Source organism: Pseudomonas cichorii (assembly GCF_015471405.1).
Lineage (GTDB): Bacteria > Pseudomonadota > Gammaproteobacteria > Pseudomonadales > Pseudomonadaceae > Aquipseudomonas > Aquipseudomonas serbiensis.
Map to the genome: position 1 here is coordinate 242,794 of NZ_BLVZ01000008.1, position 12,334 is coordinate 255,127.

Consider the following 12,334-nt stretch of genomic DNA (forward strand, 5'->3'; position numbering starts at 1 on the left):
AATACCGTGTTTACAGGCCGACCAACCCGGCCAGACCGCCGATGTCAGGGATCTGGTGATACTCATAGAAACTGTTGGCTGGCTGTTCGTGCCCTCGGGCCACGAATGCCTTGTTCCTGATCTTCATGTCGTGTGCTGAAAACAGGTCGTAACGGAAGCTGGAGGACACATGCAAGATGTCTTCCGGGCCACAGCCGAGGTTGTCGAGCATGTACTCGAACGCCGCCAGACGCGGCTTGTAGACCTGAGCCTGTTCGGCAGTGAAAACCTTGTGGAAAGGAGCGCCGAGCTTGTCGACGTTGGACATGATCTGGCTGTCGCTGGCGTTGGAGAAAATCACCAGCGGGATCTTGTCGGCAATCTTCGCCAGACCGGCCGGCACATCAGCGTGCGGCCCCCAGGTTGGAACGGCGTCGTAGTAAATCTGGCCTTCGCCACGGTACTCGACGTTCCAGCGTTTGCAGGTACGTGCCAGGGCGACCTTCAGGATTTCGTCATACGGCATCCACTCACCCATGACCTGATCCAGACGATAGGCCGAAAAGTCCTTCACGAACTGGTCCATCTGCTCGACAGGAACACGGTCGGCAAACAGCTCACGGGTCATGGTGCCCATATGGAAATTGGTCAACGTGCCGTAGCAGTCGAACGTAATGAATTTTGGTCGAAGAAAGCTCATTTTGTGCGGTCCTGAAGTTCGTTGAGGTCATGGCAAGACGCGCAATCAACCGGGTCGAAAAGATCGTTGATGCACGCTGAAGCACATCTTCATTACAACACCGAGAAATCAGCATATGGCGTTAAAAGTGCTGGCTGCTTGATAGAAAGCACCGTTTTGAGGTGCGCGCTCAGCAGACTTTGCGGGGCGCTCCAGCCTTGGGCAAACCCCGGTTTCAGGCGCTTTTATGACCCTTTTCGGGGCGCTATCGCTCAAACACGGGGGTTTGCGCCGCAGAAACTGCGTTTGGGCGGCCTAGGGTTCTTCGCGAATGAATTCGCTCCCACAAGGGCAAGCAAAAAACAAAAACGGGCGCTTCCCCTACAGGAAGCGCCCGCCCGATAAAACCTTGAAACGATCAGCCAGCGATATCGATCAACACACTCTTGAATCGCAGGTTGGCTTCAAACGCTTCCTTGCCCAGGTCCTTGCCGATCCCGGAGCGCTTGTAGCCTCCGGTCGGCAGAATGTAATCGTTGCTGCGCCCATAACGATTCACCCAGACAGTCCCGGCCTCCAGGCGACGAATCAGGCGCAGGGCACGGTTCAGGTCCGCCGTATGCAGCCCGGCCGCCAGGCCATAAGTGTCGTGTTCAGCCAGGCTCAAGGCCTGCTCTTCGTCATCGAAAGCCTGAATGGTCAGCACCGGGCCGAAAACCTCTTCACAGACCGCAGGGTTCCGATTGTCCAGCCCGGTCAGCAAAGTGGGCTGGTAATAGGCGCCCCCCATGCCCTCGAACAAGGCGCCACCGGTCAACACCTCGGCACCGGCGTCACGCGAGCGCTGCACGATGTTGTCGATACGCGAGGCCTGCAAGCGGGAAATGATCGGCGACAGGGTGCTTTCCGGTGACCATGTCGGGCCGGGGCGCAGTGCCTTGAAGTACGCCTGAAGATGCTCGACGAAAGGCGCCATGATCGAGCGTTCGATAATCAGTCGGGAGCCCGACACACAGACCTGCCCGGCGTTACCGGTAATGGCCAGCGCCACGGTGCGGGCAGTCTTGGCGATATCCGGAATATCCGCGAACACCAGTTGCGGGCTTTTGCCGCCCAGTTCCAGTGTCACCGGCTTGGGGCCGACCAGCGCGCAGGTGGACATGATGCTCGACCCGGTCGCGGTCGAGCCGGTAAAGGTCACTTTCGAGACTTGCGGATGCCGACACAACGCATCGCCGGTGGTGCGGCCATCGCCCTGCACCACGTTGAAGATCCCGGCGGGAATCCCGGCCTGCACGGCAAGCTCGGCATAACGCAGGGCAGAAAAAGGTGTCAGTTCGGAAGGTTTGAGCACCACGGCATTACCTGCCGCCAATGCCGGCGCAACTTTCCATGACGCCATGCTCAGCGGGAAATTCCACGGCGCGATGGCGGCGATTACGCCGTAGGGTTCAGCAATCTGCATGCCCAGCCGATCCGTCTGGGTCGCCGCGACTTCCCCACCGTGCTTGTCCGCCAGTTCAGCGAAGAAACGAATACCTTCGGCCACATAAGGAATGTCCCAGGCCAGCACATCTTTATGCGGGCGCGTAGAGCCCACCGCTTCCAATGGCCCCAGAACCGCGCCGTCGGCTTCGATCAGGTCGGCCCAGCGACGCATGACACGGGCACGTTCGCGTGGCGGACGACTGGCCCAGTCGCTGCGCTTGAACGCCTGCCAGGCATTGCTGACCGCTTCATCCACCAGCGCGGCATCGGCAATCGGCAACTCGGCATAAACCTGGCCATCGGAGGGACGAGACACCTCCATACCCGATTGCGCATCGCGGTATTGCCCGGCAATGAAATGAGCGCTGCGCACAGCAATGACACGAGGATCGAAGCTATCCATGAAGGACTCCAGCCAATGAAAAGCGAGGTGTCCATGCTAGAAAAAAACCGCAAGCATTTGCTGCCGACCTTTCACCCCGTTTAAGAAGTAACTGCGGTCTGGAGCGCTTGCGATTATTGAATCTGCCGAATGCTTGTACCCCTCTTGCCACTCCTCTTCACAGGTGGGATACAGCAACCCTGCCGCAGACTTTTATCGCTTGTGCATCCCTTTTCACGGAGATACCTCATGCTCGCTCAACAACGCATCGACTATGAATATCGCCCCATGACCGCAGACGATGTCGGCCATGCACATAACCTGTCCATTGACCTGAAATGGCCGCATCGCCTGGAAGACTGGGCCATGCTGCAACGTGTCGCCCAAGGCTTTGTAGCGATCCATAACGGTCGGCTGATCGGCAGCGCTTTCGCCTGTCATCAGGGCGATTACTCCACCATTGGGCTGGTGATTGTCAGCGACGACTATCAAGGCAAAGGCGTCGGCCGCAAGCTGATGGAAATGGCGGTGGGCAGCGTCGCACCTCGTACCGCCGCTCTCAATGCCACGCTGGCTGGCGCCCCCTTGTACGCCAAGATGGGCTTCGTCGCTTTTGGCGAGGTCGAGCAACGTCAGGGGCAGGCGCAAGTGCCGTCCTCAACGGCACTGAAAGCAGGCGAACACTGTCGCCCGTTGAGCGACGCCGACAAGCCTCGTGTGCTGGAGCTGGCCAATGCCGGCAGCGGGCTGGATCGTACGGTCACGCTGGGCGACGTACTGAACAATGTCGAACATGCCGTGGGCATCGAGCGCGAAGGCCAGCTCAAGGCCTTCGCCATCATGCGACCTTTTGGTCGTGGCCTGTGCATCGGCCCGCTGATTGCCGAAGACGTCGAGCAAGCCAGGCACCTGATCGAACAACTGTTGGCCAAGGTGCCTTACGCCTTTGTGCGCATCGATATTCCGGTGGACAGCGGCCTGCCGCAATGGCTGGAAGAAGCCGGCCTCAAGCGCGTGGACAGCGTGACCTGCATGAGCATGGGCGCCGTGCCGCAGCCGTCCCGAGGCGTTCGTCAATTTGCCCTTATCACTCAGGCCATCGGCTAGATTCCCGGAGATTCAGCGCACATGTCACACCCAACCGCCTTGTTGCTGGCCCATGCCGATAACAGCCCTGTAGACACCGAATTCACCAGCGGCCCATTGAGTTCAAGCGATCCGTTTGCCAGGCAGCGTCGCATCGCCTTCATTGATGACCAGGGCCTTGCTGCCGGTCTGGTAAACCTCAGCGAATCGTTAAGCGTGGAGGATTACCCCTACACCGAAATGCTGGTGGTCCATCGTGGCGTAATAACCCTGCGCTCGGGTGACGACAGCATCACCGCAGGCCCAGGCGAAAGCGCCGTGATCGGGCGCGGCACCAGTCTGCAAATCGAAGCACAACCGAACAGCCAGTGGGCATTCTGCGCCGCGACCCAGGCTACAGGCCCGGATAAACCGGGCGTCACGCTGATCGAGCAGTACGCTTCGCTCACCCCGTCGTCGCCACCGGAAGCCGGCATCCTGATCGGCACGGCACCACAATGTCGCAGCAACAACATCTTCGAGGACACCGCCAGCACTTTGCGCATCGGCGTCTGGGACTCAACCCCTTACGAACGCTTCGCCCGCCCGCACAAGATCCACGAACTGATGCACCTGATCGAAGGCAGCGTGGAGCTGCAACTGGAAGACGGCACGACCCTGAACGTAAAGCCGGGCGATACCGTATTTGTCGCCCAGGGCGCACCGTGCAAATGGACAAGTACGGTGTATGTACGCAAGTTTTATGCAGTGACCTGAAATTGAAAAACAGGCGTCCTTCACGTTATCGAAGGACGCTGCAACAGGCATGCAACAAAAAATTCTTATTATTTTATTTCTTCAGAAAAAGCACTTTACTGGCTACCACTTTTGTATCGACCATGATACAAACCTGACATGGATAGAGTGATGCTGAATATTGATATCAGCATCTGCACAGGGAAAAAGTGCATGTTTCGTTGCCCGCCAAGCTTCTCCCCGTACTTTTCTCGCCTCTGAATCCATACATGTAACAGCATAAAACTCTGGCATGACGGCGGGCCATCGCCTTGTTTATTCATATGAAGAACACAACAAGAAGTTGACACTTTCACTCAAGGAGCTTCACCGTCATGAAACTTTCAAAACTGCTACTGCCCTCCCTTGCATTCGCCACAATGGCTGTCGCTGCAACGGCACAGGCGGGTCCACCGGTTACTGTGACATTCAAGAATCTGGGAACTGCACCTGCCGAACACAAGGTCGTTACCACCAATGAAAGATCGACACTGTTGTACGTAAAAGAGCCGATCGATGCCATTGTCGCTCCCGGCGGTTCTGATACTTATGTTGTTCAAACCATCTTGCCCGATTCAGGCTATGCCAGCGTTCGCTACGCCATCGGAACAAAGGTCTGTGTATTCTCAACGACCTTCACCAACACCATCGCAACGGGTGGCGTGAAAGTCCCGAGATGGACCCGCACAGCGACTCCTAGCGGCGGTGCCGTCTGCACAGCCACCTCAAGTGTCACCAACCTGTCCACCTACGCCTGGTCTGCTGAATTCACCATGAAATAAGGCTGTACACGTGTGCATCAGTGCCTGATGCACACGTTCCTGCGATAAAAACTAAAGCTTGCTCCTCCCATGCCGACATAATGGCGATAGATCCATGGACAGGGCCCCGCTGCGAGGAAGCACATATGATCGATACCAACTCCATCTCGGCTTTTCTTGCCAGCAACACGATCAAGACCGTCGCAAAAACGGCTTCCGTGGCCCCTGTCACTGTCGACCCGAAAGAGCTGTCTTCAACAACGGAAAACGCGGATACAGCGACCCTTTCAACACTGGCCAAACAGTTGAATGACAGTGCCGCTCGCGCAGAATCTCGCGACTCGACACTGGGCAGCAAAGAGTTGGGAAAGCTGGCCACCAGCATCATTTATAAACTTGCAGGCCCCGAATACTACGAGAATCGAAAGATTCACGATGCCGAAGTTCCGGACACGGATGATCCCGAACTGCTGGAAAGAGCCAGACAAGCGACACAATTCAAAAATGGCACGGGCGCAAATCCTTTTGCCAGTTTGTCCCAGGATCAGTTGAGATTAGTCATCTACGATGAAAGTGGTGATTACACCATCAACGAACGAAGTGCCGCTTTTTCCGAAAACAACGACCGTGAGCAAGTATGGAAAAGGGCCATTGCAAAAAAATACGTAGATGAATACAACGAAACCGGCAAGAGCACCAACACACTGGTCGAAATGCTCGCGCATTACAACGATCTTCCGCCGATAGAAAAAGCACAATACCCCAATGGCTACGTGGCCAATCTGACATCGGGCGATAGTTCAGCTCTGGAAATCTTCAACAGCGTGAAGAACAGCACAGCCAACCCGACAGACAGTAAAGAAGCATAACTAAGCCATCCCCTGCACGAGCAACCGCCTTCATGCGGTTAACATTTGTATCGTCACTGGCAAACAGCATCCATCCCGTTTACGCTCTGACCTCAGCGCACAGGACGCGCAGCTCAGTGAATGGATGCCATGCAAGACAAACGCAGCTCATACGAGCACTTCAGTGCCGATGAGGAAGACGCGGCGCATTATGTGCGACGCCACCCATCGACCAGTTCGACCTTCTACCGCAACCTGTTGGCCTTGCTGGTTTTCATAGGCCTGAGCGGCTATGGCGTGCTGCATTACAGCGGAGCCTTGCAGGCATTTGCCGGCAAGTCTGTATCGGCCCAATCCCATATACGCCAGCTCACACAACCCGCTGCCCTGCCCGCCCCGACCACTCAAACCACCCAACGCCCCCAGCCGCTGGCCGATTGCATAGGCCCGGATAATGTCATCGACGAAGCCGTTGCAACCTGCCGCTTCGGCCAGTTCCCCCAAGTGACCCAAAACCATGAGGCCCAAGGCATGGTGTCCGACAGGTACATGGCGCAATACAAGGCCGACCAGCAAAAGCCACAAGCCGGACGCGCCAGCATGGAAAGCGTTGAATGGGCGACCGTTACCCAATGGGATAAAAAACGCACGTACCGAGCGGTGTGGAGTATCACCGACAACCGTATCGAAGGCAGCAGCGTATGCACCAACTGGTCCAAGGGCTCGATTGAATACCGCGAATGCCGAAAAGGCGCGAAGGTGTATTTCAGGGAGCAATGCAAAAGCTGGGGCCGGCAATGGGACAGAACCCAGGCCGACTCAAGCAAAGCCGCGCAGCAACGCTATTGCAGCGCGGGTGAAGGGTTCAATCCGTTGGGATGAACCCTGTTATTGCGGCGTGTCAGGCTTTCAGCTTGCGTGAAAGGAAATCGCGAATGTACCCGGCAACCTCCGGTGCGTGAGTTTCCAGAGTGAAGTGGCCTGCGTCCAGAAGATGCACTTCGGCAGTCGGGATATCCTTACGATACGCCTCGGCTCCTGGCGGTATAAAGGCCGGGTCATGCTTGCCCCAGACAACCAGCAATGGCGGCTGGTGTTTGCGCAGATACTGCTGGAACGCGGGATAAGCTGCCACGTTGCTGCGATAGTCGAGTATCAGATCAAGCTGGATCTCTTCTGCGCCTGGCCGTGCCATATAAAGGATGTCCAGGTTATACCCGTCTGGTGACAGCTTTTTCAGATCGGAGCCCGTGCCATATTGCCAGTCACGAATCGTTTCCGGCGATAACGAAGCCCGGCAGGCCTCGCGATTGGCCGCCGTAGGCTCGCGCCAATAGGTTTGCCAAGGCCCCCATTGATCGCTGAAACCTTCCATGTAGGCATTGCCGTTCTGGCTGATGATGGCCGTGACTTTTTCCGGGTTGGCGGCAGCAAGGCGCAGGCCTGTGGGCGCGCCGTAGTCGAAAATGTAGAGGCTGTATTTCTTCAGTTCCAAGGCCTCGGTAAAGCCTTCGATCACCTTGTAGAGGTTTTCAAAGGTGTAATCGAACTGACCGCGCGGCGGCGCTTGAGTGTTACCGAAACCTGGCAGGTCTGGCGCGATCAGCCGGTACTCATTCGCCAGCAACGGCATCAGGTTACGGAACATATGGCTGGAGGTCGGGAAGCCGTGCAACAGCAACAACACCGGCGCATCCTTGGGGCCGGCTTCGCGATAGAACACTTCGACCTCGCCAACCTTTTGCGTGTTGAACGTAATGCGGAAAGCATCATCAACTGGCAAAGCGCTTTCTCTGGCCGCAGAGCTTTTACCGGAGAGCCCGGCAGCACCTACCGCCGAAACGGCAAGCGCCGACGCAGCGCCCACTGCAGATGCCATGAGGATTTTGCGCCGGCTGACATCCAGCGTGTCGCTGCCTGCCTGGGAGTTGGAGTGGTTCATGGTTAAACCTCAAACAGAATGAAATTGAGGTTCATACTAAGCATTGCGCCATTCGCCTAGAATCACCACACACCTCAATTCACTGTTGCAGTTACTGCAATGCTGACAGGAAGCCTATGGACCGAATTCAGGAAATGACCCTTTTCTCAGCGGTGGCGGAGCAATCCAGCTTCGCCAGCGTGGCTCGCCATTTCGGTCTTTCTACCGCCACGGTGACACGTGCAATCGCCCAACTGGAAAGCCGGCTTGGGGTTCTGCTGGTCGTGCGCACAACCCGCAGCCTGCGCCTCACGGAAGCAGGACAACGTTTTGCCACGGACTGCCGTCGGCTGCTTGCAGACCTTGATGAAGCGCAAAGCGCAGCGGCAGGCGTCCACACGACTCCCAGCGGTCTGCTGACGGTCACAGCACCGCAGATGTTTGGCGCGTTGCACGTCACGCCGGTACTGACTCGCTTCCTTGACCAACACCCCACCGTAGACATCCGCGCCATCCTGGTGGATCGAGTCGTACACATGCTGGATGAAGGAATCGACGTAGCCATACGAATCGGTGCCCTGCCCGATTCGTCACTGACCGCTATCCCCGTAGGCAGCGTGCGGCGCATGGTCTGTGCATCCACAGCCTACCTGTCGGCACATGGCACACCGCAACACCCAGACGATCTGCGGCGACATTCGACCATTTCAACATCCGCTTCCGAACGCCCACCCAAATGGGCTTTCCGGGTCGATGGGCGCGACCACTCAGTAGACGTCGGTTCAAGGCTGCACCTGACGTCCTTCAACGCAGCCATCAGCGCAATGATGCAGAACTGGGGGCTGACTCAGGTGCCGTCGTACCAGATACGCGAGCGTCTGCAGGATGAGAGCATCGAATGCGTGCTGGAAGCGTTTGAAATCGCCCCGGAACCCGTACACGTGGTCTATCTGGAAGGCCGTCGCGGCTCATCCAAAGTACGCGCCTTCGTAGACTTCTGCGTCGAGGCTCTGAGGCAGGATCTGGGGTTTGAACGCTGAAGGGGTTCGCGACTGAAGTCGCTCCTACGAATTTTCGGCGGTTCGGTAGGAGCGAATTCATTCGCGAACGCATCAGGCCCCAACCTCAATCTTTTCCAGAGATCGCTCGACCAGCGCATTGGCCATCTCCACCAGATAGATCACCGAAAACGCCAGATCACGCTTCTGGCCGCTGAGCTGGTCACCGGTTTCATAGGCGGCGGCTGAGGCACTGCGCAAGAGGTCGGAAATACGCAGGAGGGTTTCTTCGAGTTTGATGGGTGGATCGGGGGTTATTTTTAGCATGGTCTTTCTCCCTACGCTGAACGGGAGCCAGCTTTTGCCGTTCTCACACGACAAAGGGTGGCAGCTGTGTACAGGGTGAGAAACCGGTGTAGGGTAACCCGGCCAGACCGAAGTCTGCCCGTACACAGCCGCCATAGAGCACGCCGAAAGACGACGAACAATTGACTGCTCATTACCCAAACAAAACAGGTTCTCACACCCGGTCGCTGATTTTGCAGCGACGGAGCGCAGACTAGTTCCCGTATCTGGCAGGCACAAGCGGGTTGGATTGTCAGGGAAGTTTCACGCAGAAGATACGGATTGGTCTTTCGGAATCGTCACATTTTTTGAGATTTTCGCGACTGAAGTCGCTCCTACAGCGTTCGGTGTAGGAGCGACTTCAGTCGCGAAAAGCCGCACCGCACAATAAAAAACCGCCCCGAAGGGCGGTTTTTTGTGCAGCTAACCCGAATTACAGCTTCGGACCAGCAGCCTTGATAGCGTCGCTCACGTCGAACTTCTTGAAGTTCTCGATGAACAGACCAGCCAGGCCTTTGGCTGCTTCGTCGTAAGCCGCTTTGTCAGCCCAGGTGTTGCGTGGGTTCAGCAGGCCGGTTTCAACGCCCGGTACCGACTTCGGTACGTCGAGGTTGATGGTGTCCAGATGTTCGGTTTCTGCGCCGATCAGCGCGCCGCTCTGGATGGCTGCAATCACGCCACGAGTGGTCGGGATGTTGAAGCGTTTGCCAACGCCGTAGCCACCGCCGGTCCAGCCGGTGTTGACCAGGTAGACCTTGGAGCCGAAGCCGCGGATGCGCTTGATCAGCAGCTCTGCGTATTCGCCAGCCGGACGCGGGAAGAACGGTGCGCCGAAGCAGGTGGAGAAGGTGGACTTGATGCCAGCGCCCGAACCCATTTCGGTGGAACCAACCAGTGCGGTGTAACCCGACAGGAAGTGGTAAGCCGCTTGCTCTTCGCTGAGGATCGACACAGGCGGCAGTACGCCAGTCAGGTCGCAGGTCAGGAAGATCACAGCATTTGGCTCGCCGCCCAGGTTCAGCGGTGCGCGTTTTTCGATCAGTTCACGCGGGTAGGCTGCGCGGCTGTTCTGGGTCAGGCTGTCGTCGGCGTAGTCGGCTTTCTTGGTGGCCGGGTCCAGAACGACGTTTTCCAGTACGGCGCCGTGCTGGATGGCTTTCCAGATGACAGGCTCGTTCTTCTCGGACAGGTCGATGCACTTGGCATAGCAACCGCCTTCGATGTTGAACACAACGCCCACGCCCCAGCCGTGTTCGTCGTCGCCGATCAGGTAGCGGCTTTCGTCAGCGGACAGGGTGGTCTTGCCAGTGCCGGACAGGCCGAAGAACAGGGTCACGTCGCCCTCTTCGCCCATGTTGGCCGCGCAGTGCATCGGCAGGACGTCGACTGCTGGCAGCAGGAAGTTCTGTACCGAGAACAGGGCTTTCTTCATTTCGCCGGCGTAACGCATGCCAGCGATCAGCACTTTCTTGGCTGCGAAGTTGATGATGACGGTGCCATCGGAGTTGGTGCCGTCGCGCTCTGGTTCGCAGACGAACCATGGAGCGTTCTGGATCTGCCACTCGTCCTTCTCGGCCGGGTTGTACTGCTCAGGGTTAATGAACAGGCAACGGCCAAACAGGTTGTGCCACGCAGTCTCGGTGGTCATCTTGACTGGCAGGTAGTGCGCAGGATCGGAACCTACATGAACGTGGGAAACGAAACGCTCGCGCTCGCTCAGGTAGGCCGCAACGCGGTCCCACAGAGCATCGAACTTGTCAGCCGGGAACTTGCGGTTGATCGTGCCCCAGGCGATTGCGTCCTGAGTGCTCGGCTCTTCAACGATGAAACGATCGGCTGGCGAACGACCAGTGCGATGGCCTGTTTGCACAACCAGTGCGCCGGTGTCGGAAAGCTCGCCTTCACCACGGGCAAGGGCTTCCTTGACCAGTTCGTCGATGCTCAGATCGGTGTACACAGCGTTGTTTGCTTGCGTCATCAGGGTCCCCGTCGGCCAGTGGCCGAGTGCTTCAAACGGTTTTGTAGTAAAAAAACAACCACTACTACAGCGGAAAAGTGGGCGGGATTATGCCAGAAAAGCCCAAAAATGGTAGGACCCTCCTGTCAGAACAGCATTACAACCGCCCACACGATGTTCTGAGACAGTTTCGCCAGCGATTAGTGGCGCGTGTCAGATGGTGAATCGACACCACCGCCAGCAAACAGCTGGGCGACGTCAGCGGCATCGAACAAATAGCGCTCATTGCAGAACTGGCAGTCGATCTCGATCGCGCCCGCATGCTCCTGAACCAGTTGCTGCGCGTCCTCCAGACCCAGGCTGACCAGCGCATTGGCGGAACGCTCGCGCGAGCAGCTGCAACGGAAGCAGATAGGCTGGATATCGAACAGGCGAACAGGGTCTTCGTGATACAGGCGATGCAGGATGGTCTGGTTGTCCAGCCCCAGCAGTTCTTCGGCCGAGAGGGTGTTGGCCAGGGTGACGACATGCTCCCAACTGGCATCGCGCTCTTCGGGGTCGGTGATCTGCGCCACGGGAAGCTGTTGCAACAATAGACCACGGGCGCGATGCCCGTCAGCCTTGAGCCAGAAACGTGTGCCAAGCTGCTCGGACATCACGAAATAGCTGGAGAGGCTTTCCGACAGGTCTACGCCATCCAGAGCCACGATGCCCTGATAACGTTTGCCCTTTTTCGGGTCCACGGTCAGCGTCAACGAGCCATCGGGCATCAGGTCTTGCAGACCGGCACCCGCAGCGATCAGGGACTCGTCATAACGGGCAATGCCGCGCAATTCGCGCTCGCTGGAACACTCGACCATCAGCAGTGGTACAGCGCCGCTGGAGCGCGCCTGCAGAATCAGCAGACCCTCGAATTTCAGCGTACCGACCAGCAAGGCCGCAGCAGCCATCAGCTCGCCGAGCAGTTGCGCGACCGGCTCCGGGTAAGGGTGCTTGGCAAGCACTTCGGCGTAACTGCGCTCCAGCGCGACCAGTTCTCCACGAACGTCGCTTTCGTCGAAGATGAAGCGCTGGGTGAAGTCGATGTCCGGTAAATCATGCATAAGAAGAAGGTAT

General features: G+C 57.5%; 12 protein-coding genes. 6 read left to right on the forward strand and 6 right to left on the reverse strand.

Annotated features, from left to right (window positions below):
• Positions 1-10: 10 nt before the first annotated feature.
• Complete coding sequence (locus JL015_RS14730; protein WP_201018960.1) at positions 11-679, reverse strand: haloacid dehalogenase type II; 669 nt, start codon at positions 677-679, stop codon at positions 11-13.
• 397 nt (positions 680-1,076) lie between these two features.
• Positions 1,077-2,549, reverse strand: a complete 1,473-nt coding sequence (locus JL015_RS14735; RefSeq protein ID WP_201018961.1) for an aldehyde dehydrogenase family protein — start codon at positions 2,547-2,549, stop codon at positions 1,077-1,079.
• A 228-nt stretch (positions 2,550-2,777) separates the two neighbouring features.
• On the opposite strand from JL015_RS14735, the gene JL015_RS14740 reads away from it, so the two are divergent.
• The 5 genes from JL015_RS14740 to JL015_RS14760 all read left to right on the forward strand — a co-directional run bounded on the left by JL015_RS14740 (position 2,778) and on the right by JL015_RS14760 (position 6,879).
• Complete coding sequence (locus tag JL015_RS14740; protein ID WP_201018962.1) at positions 2,778-3,635, forward strand: GNAT family N-acetyltransferase; 858 nt, start codon at positions 2,778-2,780, stop codon at positions 3,633-3,635.
• 21 nt (positions 3,636-3,656) lie between these two features.
• Complete coding sequence (locus JL015_RS14745; RefSeq protein WP_201018963.1) at positions 3,657-4,370, forward strand: cupin domain-containing protein; 714 nt, start codon at positions 3,657-3,659, stop codon at positions 4,368-4,370.
• 353 nt (positions 4,371-4,723) lie between these two features.
• Positions 4,724-5,170, forward strand: a complete 447-nt coding sequence (locus JL015_RS14750; protein ID WP_201018964.1) for a hypothetical protein — start codon at positions 4,724-4,726, stop codon at positions 5,168-5,170.
• 125 nt (positions 5,171-5,295) lie between these two features.
• Positions 5,296-6,018, forward strand: coding sequence for a hypothetical protein (locus tag JL015_RS14755; RefSeq protein WP_201018965.1), 723 nt, complete (start codon positions 5,296-5,298; stop codon positions 6,016-6,018).
• 120 nt (positions 6,019-6,138) lie between these two features.
• Entirely contained in the window at positions 6,139-6,879 is a 741-nt protein-coding gene (locus JL015_RS14760) for a hypothetical protein (RefSeq protein ID WP_307726268.1), read from the forward strand.
• A gap of 19 nt (positions 6,880-6,898) precedes the next feature.
• Here JL015_RS14760 and JL015_RS14765 read toward each other — a convergent pair whose 3' ends face one another.
• Complete coding sequence (locus tag JL015_RS14765) at positions 6,899-7,780, reverse strand: alpha/beta fold hydrolase (protein WP_201019036.1); 882 nt, start codon at positions 7,778-7,780, stop codon at positions 6,899-6,901.
• Positions 7,781-8,055: 275 nt separating this feature from the next.
• Here JL015_RS14765 and JL015_RS14770 point away from each other — a divergent pair, with 275 nt between their 5' ends.
• A complete protein-coding gene (locus JL015_RS14770) occupies positions 8,056-8,958 on the forward strand; it encodes a LysR substrate-binding domain-containing protein (RefSeq protein WP_201018966.1) in 903 nt (300 codons plus the stop codon).
• Between the two features lie 72 nt (positions 8,959-9,030).
• Here the strand turns inward: JL015_RS14770 and JL015_RS14775 are convergent, their stop codons facing one another.
• From JL015_RS14775 to hslO, 3 genes are all read right to left on the reverse strand, one after another.
• A complete protein-coding gene (locus JL015_RS14775; protein WP_201018967.1) occupies positions 9,031-9,243 on the reverse strand; it encodes a DUF6124 family protein in 213 nt (70 codons plus the stop codon).
• Positions 9,244-9,694: 451 nt separating this feature from the next.
• On the reverse strand, positions 9,695-11,239 hold the full coding sequence (locus JL015_RS14780; RefSeq protein ID WP_201018968.1) for a phosphoenolpyruvate carboxykinase: 1,545 nt from the start codon (positions 11,237-11,239) through the stop codon (positions 9,695-9,697).
• Between the two features lie 179 nt (positions 11,240-11,418).
• Positions 11,419-12,321 (reverse strand): Hsp33 family molecular chaperone HslO, encoded by a 903-nt coding sequence (hslO, locus tag JL015_RS14785; protein WP_201004080.1) that lies wholly within the window; start codon positions 12,319-12,321, stop codon positions 11,419-11,421.
• Positions 12,322-12,334: the final 13 nt, after the last annotated feature.

What these genes read in the sequence shown, in the direction of transcription:
- JL015_RS14730 (WP_201018960.1), bottom strand. Translation starts at nt 679, where the DNA reads ATGAGCTTTCTTCGACCAAAATTCATTACGTTCGACTGCTACGGCACG.
- JL015_RS14735 (WP_201018961.1), bottom strand. Translation starts at nt 2,549, where the DNA reads ATGGATAGCTTCGATCCTCGTGTCATTGCTGTGCGCAGCGCTCATTTC.
- JL015_RS14740 (WP_201018962.1), top strand. Translation starts at nt 2,778, where the DNA reads ATGCTCGCTCAACAACGCATCGACTATGAATATCGCCCCATGACCGCA.
- JL015_RS14745 (WP_201018963.1), top strand. Translation starts at nt 3,657, where the DNA reads ATGTCACACCCAACCGCCTTGTTGCTGGCCCATGCCGATAACAGCCCT.
- JL015_RS14750 (WP_201018964.1), top strand. Translation starts at nt 4,724, where the DNA reads ATGAAACTTTCAAAACTGCTACTGCCCTCCCTTGCATTCGCCACAATG.
- JL015_RS14755 (WP_201018965.1), top strand. Translation starts at nt 5,296, where the DNA reads ATGATCGATACCAACTCCATCTCGGCTTTTCTTGCCAGCAACACGATC.
- JL015_RS14760 (WP_307726268.1), top strand. Translation starts at nt 6,139, where the DNA reads ATGGATGCCATGCAAGACAAACGCAGCTCATACGAGCACTTCAGTGCC.
- JL015_RS14770 (WP_201018966.1), top strand. Translation starts at nt 8,056, where the DNA reads ATGGACCGAATTCAGGAAATGACCCTTTTCTCAGCGGTGGCGGAGCAA.
- JL015_RS14775 (WP_201018967.1), bottom strand. Translation starts at nt 9,243, where the DNA reads ATGCTAAAAATAACCCCCGATCCACCCATCAAACTCGAAGAAACCCTC.
- JL015_RS14780 (WP_201018968.1), bottom strand. Translation starts at nt 11,239, where the DNA reads ATGACGCAAGCAAACAACGCTGTGTACACCGATCTGAGCATCGACGAA.
- hslO (WP_201004080.1), bottom strand. Translation starts at nt 12,321, where the DNA reads ATGCATGATTTACCGGACATCGACTTCACCCAGCGCTTCATCTTCGAC.